Annotated in this window: 12 protein-coding genes and 2 pseudogenes; 9 read left to right on the top strand and 5 right to left on the bottom strand. The window is 69.8% G+C overall.

The features are described from left to right. Nucleotides 1-19: 19 nt before the first annotated feature. Nucleotides 20-1,252, bottom strand: a complete 1,233-nt coding sequence (locus tag BUS84_RS13000; protein ID WP_074312591.1) for an extracellular solute-binding protein — start codon at nt 1,250-1,252, stop codon at nt 20-22. 309 nt (nt 1,253-1,561) lie between these two features. Here BUS84_RS13000 and BUS84_RS12995 point away from each other — a divergent pair, with 309 nt between their 5' ends. From BUS84_RS12995 to BUS84_RS39875, 9 genes and pseudogenes are all read left to right on the top strand, one after another. After that, nucleotides 1,562-2,455 carry an SIS domain-containing protein gene (locus BUS84_RS12995; RefSeq protein ID WP_074312589.1) on the top strand — a complete coding sequence of 298 codons (894 nt, stop codon included), beginning with the start codon at nt 1,562-1,564 and terminating at the stop codon, nt 2,453-2,455. A 228-nt stretch (nt 2,456-2,683) separates the two neighbouring features. Then, nucleotides 2,684-4,183 carry a Gfo/Idh/MocA family protein gene (locus tag BUS84_RS12990; RefSeq protein WP_074311691.1) on the top strand — a complete coding sequence of 500 codons (1,500 nt, stop codon included), beginning with the start codon at nt 2,684-2,686 and terminating at the stop codon, nt 4,181-4,183. Between the two features lie 119 nt (nt 4,184-4,302). After that, entirely contained in the window at nt 4,303-5,226 is a 924-nt protein-coding gene (locus BUS84_RS12985; protein WP_074311689.1) for an ROK family protein, read from the top strand. 274 nt (nt 5,227-5,500) lie between these two features. Beyond that, nucleotides 5,501-7,021, top strand: a pseudogene (locus BUS84_RS12980) (non-reducing end alpha-L-arabinofuranosidase family hydrolase). Nucleotides 7,022-7,236: 215 nt separating this feature from the next. After that, nucleotides 7,237-8,124 (top strand): ABC transporter substrate-binding protein, encoded by an 888-nt coding sequence (locus BUS84_RS12975; protein WP_074311687.1) that lies wholly within the window; start codon nt 7,237-7,239, stop codon nt 8,122-8,124. An 8-nt stretch (nt 8,125-8,132) separates the two neighbouring features. Continuing rightward, nucleotides 8,133-9,089, top strand: coding sequence for an amino acid ABC transporter permease (locus tag BUS84_RS12970; RefSeq protein ID WP_244298508.1), 957 nt, complete (start codon nt 8,133-8,135; stop codon nt 9,087-9,089). Beyond that, nucleotides 9,086-9,850: an amino acid ABC transporter ATP-binding protein gene (locus BUS84_RS12965; protein WP_074311685.1), complete on the top strand. Its 765-nt coding sequence runs from the start codon at nt 9,086-9,088 to the stop codon at nt 9,848-9,850. Before BUS84_RS12970 ends, BUS84_RS12965 begins: the two co-directional genes overlap by 4 nt. Then, on the top strand, nt 9,850-11,469 hold the full coding sequence (locus BUS84_RS12960) for an N-acyl-D-amino-acid deacylase family protein (protein ID WP_074311683.1): 1,620 nt from the start codon (nt 9,850-9,852) through the stop codon (nt 11,467-11,469). Before BUS84_RS12965 ends, BUS84_RS12960 begins: the two co-directional genes overlap by 1 nt. A 38-nt stretch (nt 11,470-11,507) precedes the next feature. Continuing rightward, nucleotides 11,508-12,095 (top strand): annotated as a pseudogene (locus BUS84_RS39875) (serine hydrolase); the annotation flags it as partial. Between the two features lie 50 nt (nt 12,096-12,145). Here the strand turns inward: BUS84_RS39875 and BUS84_RS12950 are convergent. From BUS84_RS12950 to BUS84_RS12935, 4 genes are all read right to left on the bottom strand, one after another. Then, a complete protein-coding gene (locus tag BUS84_RS12950; protein ID WP_074311679.1) occupies nt 12,146-13,162 on the bottom strand; it encodes a LysR family transcriptional regulator in 1,017 nt (338 codons plus the stop codon). 379 nt (nt 13,163-13,541) lie between these two features. Then, nucleotides 13,542-14,042 carry a hypothetical protein gene (locus BUS84_RS12945; protein ID WP_074311677.1) on the bottom strand — a complete coding sequence of 167 codons (501 nt, stop codon included), beginning with the start codon at nt 14,040-14,042 and terminating at the stop codon, nt 13,542-13,544. Between the two features lie 118 nt (nt 14,043-14,160). Beyond that, nucleotides 14,161-14,415 carry a hypothetical protein gene (locus tag BUS84_RS37485; protein WP_143728349.1) on the bottom strand — a complete coding sequence of 85 codons (255 nt, stop codon included), beginning with the start codon at nt 14,413-14,415 and terminating at the stop codon, nt 14,161-14,163. Nucleotides 14,416-14,554: 139 nt separating this feature from the next. Beyond that, the gene (locus BUS84_RS12935) at nt 14,555-17,797 is read right to left on the bottom strand and encodes a M36 family metallopeptidase (protein WP_208869600.1); all 3,243 of its coding nucleotides are present in this window, start codon (nt 17,795-17,797) and stop codon (nt 14,555-14,557) included. Nucleotides 17,798-18,011 lie beyond the last annotated feature (214 nt).

Below are 18,011 nucleotides of genomic sequence, written 5' to 3'. Positions count from 1 at the left end.
TTGGTTGACCGCGCAGGCTCTAGCCGTTGGCCTTGGCCTGGATCTCATCCAGCACCGCCCCGGGCGCCTTGCCCTGCCCGATCTGTCCCATCAGGCTCTGCATCGCGCCCTGGGTCGTCGCCCATTGCGGGTTCGTGCTGGGGTAGAACCGGGCGTTCGGCAGGACCTCGAGGAAGCTCGCGATCTCCTTCTTGCCCGCCAGCGCTGCTGCACCGGACTTGGTGGTGGGCAGGAAGCCCTCGGTGTCGACGAACTTCGTGTAGACCGGCGCGCTGAACACGTAGTCCAGGAAGGTCTTGAGCGCTTCCTGCTTGTCACCCTTGTTCTTGAACGCCATCAGGTGGTCGGCGACCCCGAGGGTCATCGGCTGACCGTCCTTGGTGGGAATCGGCGCGCTCGCGTACTTGAGGTTCGGGTTCTTCTCCGCGATCTGCCCGACGGTGGGCGGGAGCGCCACCACCATGCCGATCTTGCCCTGGATGAACACGTCCAGCATGGGGGTCCGGTCGGACGCCCCGGGGTCGGGCTGGGTGGCCTTCTCGTCGATCATCCGCTTCATGAACGTGACGGCTTCGAGGTTCGCGGGTGTGTTGGCCGCGATGGTCGACCCGTTGGTCCACGATCCGCCGTTGCCGAAGGTCCAGATTGAGGTCTCCGCCTGGGCCTCCTCGCTGCCCAGCGGCATGCCGTAGCCGTAGACGCCGTCGCCGAGACCGGCCACCTTCTTCGCCGCGTCGAGCAACTGGTCCCACGTCTTCGGCGGCGCCGCGATGCCGGCCCGTTCGAACAGTTCGGTGTTGTAGAACATGGTGCGGGCCGAGGCGATCAGTGGCAGGCCGTACATGGTGCCGTCGATCGATGCGTTGTCCGCGAAGGACTGCTGGAAGTCCGCCACGGTGCTTGCCGAGACCACTTCGTCCGCGGAGTACAGCAGGTCGTCCGCCGCGAACCCCGAGAAGGCGTCGATGTTGAGGATGTCCGGTGCCGCGTTCGACTGGACCTTGGTACGGACAACATCGTTGATGTTGTCCCAGGACTGGATCTCCAGCTCCACGTTGATGTCCGAGTGGGCCGCCTCAAAATCGGCGATGATGCCCTCCCAGAGCGCCTTGGTCCCGTCGCTGTAGCTGGGCACCAGGAACGACAGCGTGCTGCCGCCCTCACTCTGCCCGTCGTCGCCGCCGAAGCCGCAACCTGTCAGCGTCAGGCCGGCAACCGCTACGGCTGCCAACGAACGCACGAACCTCTTCATCTCCGCCTCCACCGGCGCAAGGGACATCGCCACAGTCGTGATCGGAATCCTGCCTGGCTCTGATCGTTCATGACTGGTTCTCGTCGGAACCCTTCACGATCATGCCGTTGCTTGGAGGGATTCTGCGGTGCTGCTCTGAGCAGCGTCAAGGCCTTTCGATGTAACCGCAGCTCAGCACGGGGGTGGTCTCTCCCGGCCGCAGTGCATGTTCCTGACCGGTTCTGCGACCTTCTTGACAGGTTCGATCAGTGCGTTCCATTCTGGAGGCTCTCCAAACCCGCTCGCGTGAACCATGAGGACGAGGCACCGATGAGTGAAGGAACCTTCCTGGCGGCCGAGATCAAGACCCAGCCGGATGATTGGCTCCGTGTCCTGGACGTGCTGCCCTCCGTGGCGATGGACCTTCCGCAGCCTGGCGAGCGAGTCGCGGTGCTCGGATGTGGGACGTCGCTGTTCGTCGCCGAGGCCTACGCGGCCCTGCGCGAGAGCGCCGGCGAGGGCATCACCGACGCGTGGCCGGCCAGTGAACACCAACTCGGCCGTGGCTACGACCGGGTGCTCTGCATCACCCGCTCGGGCACCACCACCGAGGTGCTCGACGTCCTCAAGCAGCGCCTCGACGGCGCGCCGACCACCGTCATCACCGCCGACGCAACGTCCCCGGCGGTGAGCCTGGCCCGTCCGGTCGTGCTCGGCGACGTCGACGAGCGTTCGGTCGTGCAGACCCGCTTCGCGACGACCACCCTCGCGCTGTTGCGGGCGGCCCTCGGTCACGACCTACGTCCGGTCGCCGAACAGGCTCGGCAGATTCTCGATCGTGGCGCCGACGCGACGAGCCCGGCCGTGACGGCCGATCAGATCACCTTCCTCGGACGCGGCTGGACGGTCGGGCTCGCGCACGAGGCGGCTCTGAAGCTGCGCGAGACGACCCAACTGTGGACCGAGTCCTACCCCGCCATGGAATACCGGCACGGTCCGCTCAGCATCACCGCGCCCGGCCGGGTCGTCTGGGCGTTCGGAGAGGTTCCCGTCGGCCTGGCGGATCAGGTCCGGGCCACCGGCGGCCACTTCGAGTGGTCCGAAGTGGATCCGCTCGCCGATCTGGTCCGCGTCCACCAGCTGTGCCTGCTGCGAGCCCGGGCGGCAGGGCTCGACCCCGACCAGCCGCGCAACCTGTCCCGGTCGGTCATCCTCGACGGCTGACCGCTCGAAACCCGGGCCAGCGTGCCGGAGGTAACCGGGCCAGGTGGTCCGGCGCTGGCTGGCGCCCACGTCGGCCAGCAGGAGTAAGCAATCGTGCCAGGATCGTGCGCCAAACGATCACCTTCAAGCAGAAGATCTCCGATTGACCATTGCGCTCGCAAGTGGAGTGACCAATACTGCTTGAAATTTCGCGTGACACGTCACATTCCCGCAGAGGAGCTGATCCACGTGAGTCCCAACGAAGCCACCCCGAGCGAGTCCACCGCGGCGGCCGGGTCCCACCCGTCGCGTCGTAACGTCCTGAAGGGCGTGGGCGCGCTGGGCGCCGCGGCCGGACTGGGCGGTGCCCTACTTCCGGGCGCGGCGGCCAGTGCGGCGCCCGCGGCCGAACCTGCCCGGATCAAGGGCAAAGAGAAGTCCATGGCCAACGTGCCGTTTGAGGGCTTCGACGAGGTGCGGGTCGGCATCATCGGCCTTGGCAACCGCGGCGGGGACCAGGCCATGCGGTGGGCCGCCGTCTCCACGGTCACCGCGGTCTGCGACATCCGGCCCGACCATGTCGCGGAGACCATCAGCCGGATCATGGCCCAGGGCTTCCAGGACAAGGAGCCGGTCGGCTACTCCAACGGCGAGGAGGACTTCGAGCAGCTCGTCCGCCGTGACGATATCGACCTGATCTATGTCGCCACGCCGTGGGAGTGGCACCACCCGATGGCCAAGGCGGCCATGGAGCACGGCAAGCACGTTGCCATCGAGCTGCCGATCGCGCCGCACCTGGACGAGATCTGGGACCTGGTCCGCACCTCCGAGCGCACCGGCAAGCACTGCATGCTGCTGGAGAACGTGAACTACTTCCGCCCCGAGATGCAGATGTTCAACATGGCCAAGGCGGGGCTCTTCGGCGAGTTGCAGCACGCCTCCGGTGGCTACGTCCACGACCTCCGCTGGCCGTACACCTTCGGGGGTGCCTACTACCCGGAGCACTGGCGGCGGCGCTGGCAGACCCGGATGAACGCCGCCCACTACCCGATGCACGGGCTCGGGCCGGTCTCGGCCTGCCTGGACATCAACCGCGGAGACCGCTTCGACGAACTCGTCGCGGTCGCCTCGCGGCCCAAGGCGCTGGCCCTGTTCCGCGAGGAGGACCCGCGGGTCGGCGCGGACCACCCGTCCTGGGACGACGATCCCTACATCTCCGGGGACCGCAAGCAGGTCTTCATCAAGACCGTCAACGACCGGTTCATCCGGGTCGAGCACGATGTGAACTCGCCCCACCCGTACAGCCGGGAGACGACGCTCACCGGCACCCGGGGTTCGCTGGAACTGGACAACGCCCGGATCTACCTGGAGTCGCTCGGTCACACGAACCACGCGTGGCGGACCGGCAGTGCCTTCAGCACGATCATGAACCAGCACGACCACTGGATCTGGCCGGCCCTGCAGGACCTGGCCAGCCAGTACGGTGGGCACGGCGGTGGCGACTTCATCTCCATCTTCAGGATGGTCCAGTTGATGCGCCTGGGCATGACCCCGGACATCGACGTCTACGACTCGGCGGCGTGGTGCTCGGTGATCCCGCTCAGCCACGAATCGCTGAAGGGCAAGGGTTTCAAGTCGGTCAAGGTGCCCGACTTCACCCGCGGGCACTGGACGCAGGCACGCCCCACGTTCGACCGGCCGCGCCCGGAGGACCCGTGGCTGGACGGCAACGGCCGGCCGCGCCGGTAGTAGGCGCGGGCTGAGCTGAACGGTCCCGGGGTCGGGCACGAACGATGTTGCCCGGCCCCGGTGCCCGAGCGCAGCGAGCGGACCAGCAGGCTCAGGTGCGAGTGTGGCGAGGGGAAGCGGTGAGCTCAGGCGCGGTGGTCGTCGCGTTGGATGTGGGCGGTACTGGCATCAAGGCCGCGCTGGTCCGGGCGGATGGGACCAGCCAGCACACCGAACGGCACGCCACCGGCGCTGATCGGGGTCCGGCGGCGGTCGTGGAGACCGTCCTGTCCGTCGCCGAGGGGCTCGCTGGCAGGGCCCGCGCCGATGGGTTGACTCCGGTGGCGGTAGGCATCGCGGTGCCCGGGGTGATCGACGAGGTGGCCGGCGTGGCGGTCTGGTCGGCGAACGTCGGCTTCCGGGACGTACCGTTGCGGGACCTGGCGGTCGCGCGGCTCGGGCTGCCTGTGGCGCTCGGGCACGACGTGCGGGTGGGCGGCGTGGCGGAGGCCCGGCTCGGCGCCGGGCGGGGTAGCCGGCACGTGCTCTTCGTCGCGATCGGCACCGGCATCGCCGCCGCTCACGTGGTCGCCGGGTCGGCTTACGCGGGCGCGCACGGCGCCGCCGGCGAACTGGGTCACATCGTGGTACGTCCCGGTGGGCCGCGCTGCGGCTGCGGCCAGCTCGGCTGTCTGGAGGCGGTCGCTTCGGCGGCTGCGGTCGGCCGGCGTTACACGGAACTGGCCGGCACGCCGGCTACCGCGGCTGACGTCGCCGCGCGGGCCGCCGCCGGGGAGGAACTGGCCGGGCAGGTGTGGCGCGACACGGTCGACGCGCTCGCCGACGGGCTCCTCGCCGGACAGGCGCTCTACGACGCCGAGGTGATGGTGATCGGCGGCGGGCTCGCCGAGGCCCGAGCCGGGTTGATCGATCCGCTCCGGGCGGCGCTGCGCGCGCGACTCACGTTTCAACGGGAACCGCGGCTGGCGCGGGCCGCGCTCGGCGATGGGGCCGGCAGCCTCGGCGCCGCCCTACTCGCGCTCGACTGCCTGAAAGCGTCGTGACCTAGCGGATCATGCCGCAGTCCGGCCTGTTGATTCCAATCGATGCATTGCGACTTGACGAACGGCGTGTTATCGCTCACAGTCGATGGCTGAGGACGACGGCACCTGTGGCTTACCGGGCAAGCCCGCTGCGTCGAGCTCGAATCAGGCGTGCGCCAGGGGCCATGTAGACGTCTTGTTAGCGCTGACACTTCCTACGCCTACGCCCGGCCACGCGTCGCGGTGCACCCATCTTCGGGTGGACCGCTCGGCTCTTGGTCGTTGGAGGAGGATAATGTCTGCCTTTGGTAGGTCACCATCAATCGCGCCGCCGTCGCGGCGGCGCGGGTGGTTGCTACGGGTCGTCGCCACTGGCGTGGCCCTGGTGGTCGGTGGTGCCGCGGCGGCGGCGGTGTCGTCGACACCCGCCGCCGCGGCGACGGTCGACACGAGCGCGTGGTACGTGCTGGTGAATCGCAACAGTGGCAAGGCGTTGGACGTGTACAACCTGGCGACCAACGACGGTGCGCGGATCACCCAGTGGGCGCGCAACAACGGCAACCAGCAGCAGTGGCAGTTCGTGGACTCCGGCGGTGGCTACTACCGGCTGAAGTCCCGGCACTCCGGCAAGGTGTTGGACGTCTACAGCTTCTCGACCGCCAACGGTGCAAGCATCGTGCAGTGAAGCGACGGCAACGGGACCAACCAGCAGTTCCGGTTGGCCGACTCCGACGGCGGCTACGTCCGGTTGATCAACCGGAACAGCAACAAGGTGGTGGAGGTGCAGGGCGCCTCGACGGCCGACGGCGGAAACATCGTTCAGTACGACGACTGGAACGGCAGCAACCAGCAGTGGCAACTCGTCCGCGTCGACGGCGGGGGTAACCCCACCACGCCGCCGCCCGGCACGTGCGCTCTGCCGTCGACGTACCGCTGGACATCGACGGGCTCGCTGGCGAACCCGAAGTCGGGATGGGTCTCGCTCAAGGACTTCACCTACGCTCCCTACAACGGCAGGCATCTGGTCTATGCGACGACGCACGACACCGGCACGAGGTGGGGTTCGATGAACTTCGGCCTCTTCACGAACTGGTCCGACATGGCCTCGGCCAGCCAGAACACCATGTCCTTCTCCGCTGTCGCGCCCTCGCTGTTCTACTTCGCGCCGAGGAACATCTGGGTGCTCGCCTATCAGTGGGGTGGGACCGCCTTCTCCTACCGGACGTCGAGCGACCCCACCAATCCGAATGGCTGGTCGTCGGAGCAGGTGCTCTTCTCCGGAAGCATCTCCGGCTCCGGTACGGGACCCATCGACCAGGCGCTCATCGGCGACAGCACGAACATGTACCTGTTCTTCGCCGGGGACAACGGCAAGATCTACCGGGCCAGTATGCCCATCGGGAATTTCCCGGGCAGTTTCGGCTCGACGTCGACGGTGATCATGAGTGACACGACGAACAACCTGTTCGAAGCCGTTCAGGTCTACAAGCTCCAGGGCGAGAACCGATACCTCATGCTCGTCGAGGCGATCGGTCCGCAGGGTCGCTACTTCCGCTCGTTCACGGCCACCAGTCTGGGCGGTTCGTGGACACCGCAGGCCACGACCGAGAGCAATCCCTTCGCCGGCAAGGCCAACAGTGGCGCCACCTGGACCAACGACATCAGCCACGGCGAACTGATTCGCGGCAACGCCGATCAGACCATGACCGTTGATCCCTGCAACCTGCGGTTGCTCTACCAGGGACGTGCCCCCAGCTCCGGCGGCGACTACGGCCTCCTGCCGTACCGTCCTGGTCTGCTGACACTGCAGCGCTGATGACCTGACACAGGTCCGGCTCGGCTGTTCCTGACGAGTGGGCGGGCTCGGTGCAAGGCCGAGCCCGCCCCAGGGCCACGCAGAGGGGCGAGGCGGGACCTGGAGGGCTGAGCCAGCACCAAGTTTTTCGACGCATACCATGCAGAGCACTCAGGCTGTTCATGCTGGCTGATCCCGGATAGGGTCCCGCCAGTCGCCCAGCCAGGAGGTTTGCCGTGCTCAGGAAGCGTGCGCTCCGCGTCGTCATCGGTCTCGTCACCATCTCGATCGCGGCAACGGGTTGTGGCCGCTCGTCGAGCGGGCAGACCTCGCAGCCCGGCGGGGGCGCCTCCGTCGCCGCCGACGCGAAGGCCGCCGACCTCGTGCCCGCCACCATCAAGGCGAAGGGTGCCCTCCGGGTCGCCACCGCCGAGGGCTACCCACCGATGGAGATGTACAAGAAGGGCACGCAGGATCTGATTGGCGTCGACCCGGAACTGGCCGCGGCCATCGCCGGGCGGCTCGGCCTCAAGCTGGAAATGACCAACGCGAGCTTCCCCGGTCTCATCCCCGGCCTGCAGGCCGACCGCTGGGATCTGGCGATGTCCTCGATGAGCGACACCGAGGAGCGGCGCAAGGCGGTCGACTTCGTCGACTACTTCCAGGCCGGTGGCTCGATCATGGTGGCCAAGGGCAACCCCGCCGGTGTCAAGGACCTCCCCGACCTGTGCGGCCGAGCCGTCGTTCTGGCCAAGGGCAGCTCCAACCTCGCCATCGGCGAGGGGCAGAACGCCACGTGCGCCAAGAAGATGACGATCTCGCAGAGCGAGGACGCCCCCACCGGCCTGCTCCAGATCGACGCCGGCCGGGCCGTCGCCACCATCGTCGACTACCCGGTCGCCAAGATGCTCGCCCAGGAGAGCGGCAAGTACGAGGTGCTTGAGGCCCAGTACGAGGCGGGACCGTGGGGCATCGCGATCGACAAGAAGGACAGCCAGTTGCGCGACGCGGTGCAGCGGGCGCTCCAGGAGCTGATCGACAGCGGCGAGTACACGAAGCTTCTGGAGAAGTGGGGCGTGACGGGCAGCGCCATCCAGGCGGCCACCGTCAACGACCAGAAGTGAGCGCGCCCGTGGATCGTACGGCTGACGAGCGGGTACGCGCCGCGGAGCCGGCGCCCGCGGGGCCGGACACGCCGCAGGCCAACCGGATCAGCCACCCCGTCCGACCGGGGCGGTGGCTGGCCGCCGGGGTGGTCGCCTTCGTCCTGGTCTGGCTGGGCTGGTCCATCGCCGTCAACCCCAACCTGCACTGGGACATCGTCGTCGACTACCAGTTCGACCGGGTCATCCTGGACGGGCTGTGGGTCACCATCCAGCTCACGGTCGCGTCGATGCTGATCGGCGTGGTCCTCGGCGTGGTGGTGGCCCTGATGCAGGTCTCCGACAGCCGGATCCTGCGCACCGGAGCCACGGCCTATGTCTGGTTCTTCCGGGGCACGCCACTGCTGGTGCAGCTGATCTTCTGGTTCAACATCGCGCTGATCTTCCCGGAGGTGGGTCTCGGCGTGCCGTTCGGCGGCCCGAAGCTGGTCACGTGGGAGACGAACGCCCTCGTCACGGGCTTCGTCGCGGCGCTGCTCGGGCTCAGCATCAACGAGGGCGCCTACATGAGTGAGATCGTCCGGGCGGGACTCCGCGCCGTCGATCCCGGCCAGCAGGAGGCCGCCGCGGCCCTCGGCATGTCCCGCGCGAAGATCATGAGACGGGTGGTGCTGCCGCAGGCGATGCGGATCATCGTTCCGCCCACCGGCAACCAGTTCATCTCGATGCTCAAGACCACCTCGCTGGTCTCGGTGATCGCCGGTGCCGACCTGCTCACCGTCGCCCAGCGGCTCTACCTGACCAACTTCGAGGTGATCGCCCTGCTGATCGTCGCGTCCATCTGGTACCTGGTCCTCACCACCGTCGCCAGCGTCGGCCAGTACTTCCTGGAACGCCGGTTCAGCCGGGGCTTCGGGACCACCGTCCCCGGCACGCTGCGCGGACGCATCGGCCGCAACCTGCGGTTCACCGGGAGCGCGCGATGACCGCCCCGATGGTGCGGTGCCGGCAGGTCCGCAAGAGCTTCGGCCGCCTCGAGGTGCTGCGCGGTATCGACCTGGTCATCGAGCGCGGCCAGGTGGTCTGCGTGGTCGGCCCCTCCGGCTCCGGCAAGTCCACCCTGCTGCGCTGCCTCAACCATCTCGAGGAGCCGCAGGCGGGCCGGATCCACGTCGACGGCGAGCTGATCGGGTACGAGGAGCGCGGCGGGCGGCTGCGACCGCTGCCGGACGCCCGGCTGCGCCGGCAGCGCGAGTCGATCGGCATGGTGTTCCAGCGGTTCCACCTCTTCCCACACCGCACCGCGCTGCAGAACGTGATGGAGGGCCTGGTCGCCGTGAAGGGCGTCCGGGTGGCCGACGCCCGCAAGCGCGCTGGTGAGCTGCTCGACCGGGTCGGGCTCGCCGACCGGGCGCACCACTACCCGGCGCAGCTCTCCGGCGGGCAGCAGCAGCGGGTGGCCATCGCCCGGTCCCTGGCGATGTCGCCGAAGCTGATGCTCTTCGACGAGCCGACCTCGGCGCTCGATCCCGAACTGGTCGGCGAGGTGTTGGAGGTGATGAAGGACCTGGCGGCGAGCGGAATGACGATGATCGTGGTGACCCACGAGATGGGGTTCGCCCGCGAGGTCGGCGACCACCTGGTTTTCATGGACGACGGCCTCATCATCGAGGAGGGCCCGCCGCGCGAGGTTCTCGCCGCGCCGGCGCATGAACGGACCCGCGCGTTCCTGTCCAAGGTGCTGTGATGGAGCTGGACCTGCTGGTCACCGGCGGGGACGTCATCGACGGTAGCGGCTCGCCCGCCCGCAGCGCCGACGTGGGGGTGCGGGACGGCCGCTTGCAGCTGCTGCCCCCGGGCAGCCGCAGTGCCGCGGCCATGGTGGTGAACGCCCGCGGCCTGGTCGTCACCCCGGGCTTCATCGACGTGCACACCCACTCCGACCTGCTCGCCGGCGACGACGAGCAGCGCGAGACGCTGCGGCTCGCGCCCCTGCGCCAGGGCGTCACCACCGAGATCTGCGGCAACTGCGGGATCAGTCCCTTTCCCGTCCCGGCGAGGCACGCCGCGACGGTGCGGGACCTGGTCGCCGCGACGTTCGGCCCGCCGGCGGCGACGTACCCGTCCTTCGCGGAGTTCGCCGCCGCCCAGGGCGTGGCCCGGCGCAACCACCTCGCCGCCCTGGTGGGCCACGGCACGCTCCGCGCCGCGGTCGTCGGCTTCGCGCAGCGGCGGGCCACCGCCGACGAACTCCGGCGCATGTGCACGCTGCTCCACGAGGCGCTCACCGCCGGCGCGGCCGGACTCTCCACCGGCCTGATCTACTCACCGGGGGTCAACGCCGGCACCGACGAGGTCATCGCGCTCGCCCGGGTGGCCGCCGCGCACGGCAAGCCGTACGTGACGCACCTGCGCGACGAGATGTCGCAGGTCGAGTCGGCGCTCGAGGAGGCGATCGAGATCGCCATCGCGGCCGGGGCGGCGTTGCAGGTCTCGCACCACAAGACGGCCGGGCGACACTCCTGGGGCGCCACGGTCCGCACCCTGGCCCGACTCGAACGGGCACGGGCCGAAGGGCTGGACGTCCTCTGCGACGTCTACCCGTACACCGCCGGCAGCACCGCCCTGCACGCCCTGCTCCCGCCCTGGGTCATCGCCGACGGCGTGCCGGCGATGCTCGCCGCCGTCCGCGAGGCGACGGTCCGGGACCGCATCCGCGCCGACCTGGCCTCCGGGCTGCCCGGCTGGGAGAACACCGTCGGCAACGGCGGCTGGGACCTGATCAGGGTTGCGTCCGCCCCGACCAGCCCGGACGTCGAGGGGCACACCATCGCCGACGTCGCCGCCGCCCGCGGCGTCGACCCCGTCGACTGCGTCTGCGACCTGCTCGCGGCCGAGGCCGGCAACGTGACCATCCTCAGCCACTCGATGCGGGAGGACGACGTGCGGCGGGTGCTCGCCAGCCCGCTGGCGATGCTCTGCTCCGACGGTGTGCCCAAACCGGGGCGGCCCCACCCGCGCTGGGCGGGCAGCTTCGCCCGGGTGCTCGGCCACTACGTCCGTGACGTGGGCCTGCTGAGCCTGACCGAGGCCGTGCACAAGATGACCGGGATGCCCGCCCGCCGCTTCGGCCTGGCCGAGCGGGGTCTGCTCGCCGACGGGTACGCGGCGGACCTCGTGGTCCTCGACCCCGCACGGGCAGCCGACGGCGCGACCTACGACGACCCGCTCGCGCCGCCACGCGGAGTCCGCTACGTCGTGGTCGACGGCCGGGTCGTCGTGGACGGCGACCGGGTCACCGACGCCCGACCGGGTCGGGTGCTGGCCGTAGCGGACCGCGAACCCGCCACCCGAGGGTGGACGTGACCGCCGACGCCCCGGCCGCCCCCACGCGCGTCGGTGCGATGGTGCGACGGCTGGACGACCGGCGGATCCTCTCGCTCGACCCGGACCTCGTCCTGCCCCTCGCCAGCGTCGGCAAGCTGCTGCTACTCGGTGAGGTGGCCCGCCGCCTCGCCGACGGGACCCTCGCCCCCGACCAGCCGGTCGACCTGCTCGACGACGACCGGGCGCTCGGCGGAACCGGCGTGCTCGGCCTGCTCTCGCCGCGACGGTGGACCGTCGCCGACCTCACCACCGCGGTCGCCGCGGTGAGCGACAACGCGGCCACCAACGCCCTGCTGCGGCTGGTGACGCTCGACGCCGTCCAGGAGTTGGCCCTCCGCAGCGGCCTGAGGGACACCACGGTGCACGACCGGATCCGGGCCGCCCGCGGCCCGGACGTACCACCGACGTTCGCGACCGGCACCGCCCACGACCTCTGCGCCTTCCTCGCGGACGTGGCGACCGGGTCCTGGCAGGGCCAACGGGCGTCCGGACTGCTGCGCGGGTGGCTCGCCCGGAACACCGACCACACGCTCGTCGCCGACACCATCCGCCACGACCCCTGGTCGGCCGCCGGTGCGCAGGTGCTGAACAAGACCGGCACCGACACCGGCGTACGCGCCGACGCCGGCATCGTCGTCGGCCGGCACACCGTCGTCTACGCCGTGGTCGCGGCGTTCCCGCCCGGCGCGGAGCGGGCCGCGGTGGGGGAGCTGCGGCGGTGGGGCACGGCCGTCGACCGGCTCGCCGGCACCCGCGGCCACCGCTCCGCCAGCTCCTGACTGAGCCCCGCCGCGGCGTCGGTCAGCCGGTCCACGAAGCTGCCGACCACCGGGTTCGGGTTGCCGGGGCGCAGCGCCACCCCGATCTCCCGGTGCAGGTTGGCGTGGTCGAGCGGCTGGACCGCCACCTCGCCGGAGTCGCGCAGACCCAGCGACGGCACCAACGCGACGCCGACACCGGCCCGGACCAGGCCCAGCACCACCTCGTAGTGATCGCTGCGGCAGCGGATCCGGGGCTGGAATCCCTCGGCGCGCGCCGCCAACTCCAACACCGAGACCTCGCCCTGCACACCGAGCGTGGTGATCCACGGCTCGTCGGCCAGGTCGGTGAGCCGCAGCCGCCGCCCGGCGAGCGGGTGGCCGGCCGGAAGCACCACCAGTTGCGGATCAACCATCAGCGGGCAGACCTTCGCGAAGGAGACGTCCGGAGTGGGACTCAGCGGATGGTCGAACACCACCACCAGGTCGAGCTCGCCCTGGTTGAGGCGGGGGAGCAGGTCGGACGGCTGCCCAAGGATCAACGCCAATTCGACCTGAGGGTGGTCGGCGGTGAAGCTGGACAGAGCGCGCGGCAGCAGCTCCGTGCCGGCGGTGGCGAAGAAGCCGATCCGCAGCAGACCCCGCCGGCCTTCGCCGTGGGCGGACAGCTCGTCGCGGGCGGCCGACATCAGATCGATGATCTGCTGCGCGTAGTCGGCCAGGCGCTGGCCCGCCACGGTGAGCCGCAGGCTGCGCGGCCCCCGGTCCACCAGCGCCACCCCCGCCTCCTGTTCGAGCGTGGCGAGCTGATGGGAGACGGCGGACGGGCTGAGCCGGAGCTGCTCGGCCGCGGCGACGATGGTCCCGTGCCGGGCGATCTCCAGCACGACCTGCAGGCGCGCGGTGTTGAACATGCGCGGACCGCCTTCCTCGTTCCCCGGGCGGCACGGGTGGCCCGCCGCCGCGTGACCACCCTCTCGCACCTGCCACGGCGGTGAGCTGTCGGGATCCCCCTCTGATGACCGACGACAAGCAGAAGGGGGCCGGCATGCGGAGCTGGCGGCCGACAGACCGAGCCGTGGTCAGCCTCCGCGCCTCCGACCTCGCCGGTCGGCGGGTCCCTGAGGCGCTGCCGCGGCCTGGTCGGAGCAACCCGGATGGACCTGTTCGGACCGTCTCTGGCGGCCTGCCGACCCTCGGCAAGCGGCAACGGTGAGGGCCGCCAGACGCGGCGGACGAGTCAATGGCAGGCGATAGCGGCCGAGGCAGGCGAGCGAGCCCCTCCCGCCCGACCTACTGGAAGCTGCGGCCGTCGAGCAGGTTGATGAGGTCGTCGTCGCGGCTGATCTCGAAGCCGTGCTCCCGCAGCTGCGCTACCAGGTCGGACTCGTGCCGCAGTGGGATTTCCAGGTAGTACCCGTTCAGCGCGGTCTCGGTCGGGTCGCTGAACGCCGCCTGCAGGTCCTTTGGCAGCAGCGTCAATGCCCGCGTCGTCACCATCGGCGGCCAGTCGCCGTCCTTCACCCCGCCCACCTCGGTGATGTCGAACGGCTCGTCGTCCGCCGGCCCCTCGTCGGGGTCGTGGTACTCCGGGCCGACCGGGTTCCAGGTGTAGCGGGTAGCGACACGGCGGGCCTCGCCCCAGGTGGCAGCGGAGGCGATCGTCGCGATTTCGCGGGCCTCCTCGGCGGCGGTGTCGGCGTCGGCGAAGGCGAGGCAGTCGTGCAGCCGCGCGTGACCGTACACCAGCTTTCCGGCCGGCTGCGGGTGCGCGGGGTCGAGGTGGTTCGTCATGGCAGCGCATCCTGCCGCACGGGTCGGACAACCAAGATCAAGAGCAGGCGCCGATGGCGAAGCTCCTCGGGCAGACGACATGTGCCCGCTCCAAGAGAAGCCGGGCCCGTGATGAGCGTCAGCGCACCTGCAGGGTGATGACGACAGGCGCCCCTTCTGCACGGGGCACCGACAGGCGGCTCTCCCCGGGGCGTACGGCCCGGATTTCCCATTCCCGCGCCCCGCTGCCGGTCACGTTCAAGAGGCGGATCAGCAGGACGGCGTCGGAGCTCACCTCGGGCTCCGGCGCGCCCTCCGGGCCGGTCACGCGCAGGGCCGCGGTCTGACCCACGGCGAGGGTCACCAGCGCGCCGTCGTCGGCCTCCGTCAGCATGCGCGGCCGGCCCTCCTCTGTCGTATGTGTGGCCTGCGGCGTGACCGACGGCGCCGGTGGCACGGCGGAGGGCTCGCCGCCCCCGCACCCCATCAGGAGTGCGAGGACGGCGAGCCCGGCCAGCCCGGCGAGGCGTGGATCAGCCGCCATCGCGCAGGTTGAAGCGCTCGAGGATCTTCTGCTGCTGCAGGAGGTGCGCCTTGGTGGCGGCGGGGTTGTTGTAGACCGCCTCCGCCGCCGCGACCGCGGCGCCGAACGTGCTGTTGGCGACGCCGTCACCGTCGGTGTCGACCGGCGTGTCCAGGTCATAGGACCCGTTGGCGAAGTTCAACCATGCGGCGAGCAGTTGCTTGGACATCAGCGCTCGCGGGTCACTGGAGGTGCGGCTGAAGATGTCGTGCGCCTGCTGCACCGTGAGCGGGCCGTAGACGGAGCTCATGAACGACACGATAGCCAGATAGCAGGTCAGCTGCGTCTGGGTGAATATGTTCGGTGGCTTGGCGTCGTACTGGACCTTCCAGTAGCCCTGGCTGCGCGCCCGGTCTGCGTTGCCGGCGATGATCACCGTGGCCGTCGCCTCACTCGACCCGCCGTCGTCGTCGGCGGTGGCGAACGTCAGCGTGTAGAGGCAGGCGTCGCCGTAGACGTGCGACTTCATCGCCGTTACGGCCCGGGGCTGGATCGACGGACTCTTGGCCGGGTCGGTCGCGGGTGGGTTCACCAGCGACGTCAGGGTCTCCGAAGCCCCGTCGCCCCAGGTCCAGGTCAGCGTCAGGTCGTCGCTGCCCGGGTCCGCCGACGAGCCGGTGACGTCGATCGGCTCACCGGCGTGGGTGATGAACGCCTGCTGGCCGTTGTAGGTCGTCTGGCCGTCGGACGAGATCACGGCCGTCGGGTCGACGTTCGTGATCGTGGCGTTCACCGTGGCGCACGTGGTCGTGTCGTCGTCGCTGCCGCAGACCTCGATCGCGTACACCCCATTGTCGCCGTAGATGTGCGGGACCGAGAAGGTCAGCGTCGCGTCCGGCCGGGTGTTCTCCAGCGTGCCCACAACCGGCTGTGGGCCGGTGCCGTCGTCCCAGTTGACCGTCGCTGTCAACGGGTCCAGCCAGCCCGGATCGCTGATCTTGCCGGAGAATGTGATGCCGCTGTTCTCCGGCGTCGCCGCGATCGGGTTCAGCGTCACCGACGGGGCGACGTTGGTGACCGTCACCATCGCGGTGTCCGTGTCGGCGTTGCCGGCGCTGTCGGTGACCCGGATGCCGACGGTGAAGACGCCGTCCTGGCCGACCCGGGTGAACGGGACGGACTGCCCGGTGGCGTCGTCGTACTGCCCGTCGTTGTCGAGGTCCCACTCGAACGTCGTCAGCGTGCCCGCCGACGGGTCGGTGCCCTTGGTCGAACCCGCCGCGCTCAGCAGGACGTCGGTTCCTTCGGGCGTGCTGTAGGGGCCGCCGGCGTCGGCGGTGGGCATGCACTGCGCCGGGACGGTCGAGTCGGCCGTCTCGGTTGTCTGGTCCGCGCTGGAAGACGCGTTCGCGCCCATGCCGCGACCGGCGAAGACCCGCCACAGCAGGCACTGGTTTGCGCCGCCCGTGTTGGTCATGTCGGCGGCGAGAATACCGTCACGCGCGTCGAGGTAGGTCGGCGAGGACACCGTGTTCTTCATGCCGTCGATCACGATCTGCTGGGTGTAACCGATGCCCTTGGCCTCGCGGATGTCGAACATCGTCGCGGCCCAGATCTCACCGTTGCGGTGCACGCCCCGCGCCGGGTCGAAGGTCGCCCACGTCTCCGTCGACGTGTCGTACGCCTGCGACCGAATGCCGGTGGCGGTGTTGTTGGTGACGTATTCGCCGACGGTGTTGTCGTTCCACTTGAGAAACGAGATCGTGTCACTCCAGCCCTCGCCGAGCGCGCCGGTCTGCGGGCCGCCGCCGAGGCTGCCGCCGCCGACCAGGCGGTTGGAGACGCCGTGCCCGTACTCGTGGGCGATGACGTCGCCGTCGAGCGACCCGTCCCGCCACGGCCGTCCCGGCTGCCACATGAACATCTGCATCCGGGGGCTGCTGCCGTCACCCGGCGTGCCGAAGTTGGCGTTGTTCAGGCAGCGGATCGCGACCGGGTTCGGCGGGTCGGTCATGCAGCCGAAGTCCCAGCCGTCCTGCGCCTCGGCGAGGACGGGGTCGTTGCCGCTGCCGCCGCGGCCGAAGTTGTCGACCTGGAAGTTGCCCGACGCCTCGTCGAAGCCGAGGCCGTAGAGGTAGTCGTGCATGACGTTGTTGTAGTAGAAGAGCTGGGTCGTGATTGCATCGAGGTCGGCGTCGAGATTGGCCTGCGTCGCCGCCGCGTTCGTCCGCCACGCGTCCGTGAACGGGTAGTTGAAGTGCTGGTGATTCGGGTCGCCACTGGCGGGCGTCTGCGGACGCATCGCGTCGTTGCCGGTGTCCGAGGCGTTGTTGTCGCCGTCCTCGTCGCGGTAGGCGTTGACGTTGTTGCCCTGCGTCAGGCGGTCGGCGACCCAGGAACCGTCGATCCCGGTGAACGGCGTGACCTGGCGGATCGCCCCGGTCGCGTCCGGGTGCTGCGTGGTGAAGACCGTTCCCTCTGGCCCGCTGTGCTGGTAGCGGCTCTGCTCCCGCAACACCTGAGCGGTGGCCGCGTCGACCAGCGACTCGGTCCACGAGGCGCCGGAAGCCTCGACGTCCGTCAGCCACGCTGGGCGCAGCGGTGAGGTGTGGTCGGGCGCGAACCAGACCAACTCGGCCGAGACGTCGTGCGGTTTGGCCAGCCGCTGCGCGTACGAGTTAGGGAAGGTCTGGCGACCCTTGTTCTTGTTGTCGGCGCCCTTGACAGGCTCCTTCGCCTTGGCGCCCTGGGCGGCCGCGGCGCGGTCGAGCGCCTGCCGGGCCGTAATCTTGACGTCGCCGGCCGCCGCGCTCGCGGCGAGCCACCCGCCGATGAGCACGAGCCTGCCCTGCTTGTCGACGGTCGCGGTCAGCAGCGCGCCGACGACGCGAATGCCGTCGATCAACTGCCCCACCGTCACCTGGCGCACGCCGTTGTGGTTGGTCAGGTAGGACGAGGTCACCTTCAGCTGCGCGACCTGCGCCGCGCTCAGGCCGAATCGCGCACGGTTGTGCCGGATGTAGCCGAGGACGATCTGCTCCGGTGGGCTCTTCGACGGTCCGGTGAGGTAGTCCCCCGATTTGAAGATCATCCGGGGGTGACCGGTGGCCGGATCAAGCCGCACGGACGCCGAAGCGCCCACGCTGAGCGGATCCCGCGCGGGCGCAGCGATCGCCTCCGCGGGCACGAACGCCAGTGCGAGACCAAGCGCCACCGAAGGCGCGATGAGTGATCTGTGTTTTCGGCCGCTCATGGGCCATCCCCCCACTGTGGTGAGTGCCCTCCCCGAAGGCCTCACGGCGAGACCCGCACCGCGGTCGATGCTAAGGACGCCCCACCCGCGCCGCTGTCCGAAATCCATCGGTACTGGCTATCCGACACCTGTCACTTTGGAGGAGTGAATCGTGGCCTGCTGTAGCGGTAGCCGCTATCGACACGAACATGGCCGCCTGGGTGCTCCGGTCGGC

The organism is Micromonospora cremea, assembly GCF_900143515.1.
GTDB classification, from domain to species: Bacteria; Actinomycetota; Actinomycetes; order Mycobacteriales; family Micromonosporaceae; genus Micromonospora; species Micromonospora cremea.
The sequence above is the reverse complement of the archived record's forward strand: the minus strand, read 5'-3'. Positions and strand labels throughout refer to the sequence as shown.

Bases quoted from the DNA above. Each gene is read 5' to 3' on its own strand.
- BUS84_RS37485 (WP_143728349.1), bottom strand. From the start codon at position 14,415: ATGCTGACGGAGGCCGACGACGGCGCGCTGGTGACCCTCGCCGTGGGT.
- BUS84_RS12995 (WP_074312589.1), top strand. From the start codon at position 1,562: ATGAGTGAAGGAACCTTCCTGGCGGCCGAGATCAAGACCCAGCCGGAT.
- BUS84_RS12950 (WP_074311679.1), bottom strand. From the start codon at position 13,162: ATGTTCAACACCGCGCGCCTGCAGGTCGTGCTGGAGATCGCCCGGCAC.
- BUS84_RS13000 (WP_074312591.1), bottom strand. From the start codon at position 1,252: ATGAAGAGGTTCGTGCGTTCGTTGGCAGCCGTAGCGGTTGCCGGCCTG.
- BUS84_RS12945 (WP_074311677.1), bottom strand. From the start codon at position 14,042: ATGACGAACCACCTCGACCCCGCGCACCCGCAGCCGGCCGGAAAGCTG.
- BUS84_RS12935 (WP_208869600.1), bottom strand. From the start codon at position 17,797: ATGAGCGGCCGAAAACACAGATCACTCATCGCGCCTTCGGTGGCGCTT.
- BUS84_RS12960 (WP_074311683.1), top strand. From the start codon at position 9,850: ATGGAGCTGGACCTGCTGGTCACCGGCGGGGACGTCATCGACGGTAGC.
- BUS84_RS12965 (WP_074311685.1), top strand. From the start codon at position 9,086: ATGACCGCCCCGATGGTGCGGTGCCGGCAGGTCCGCAAGAGCTTCGGC.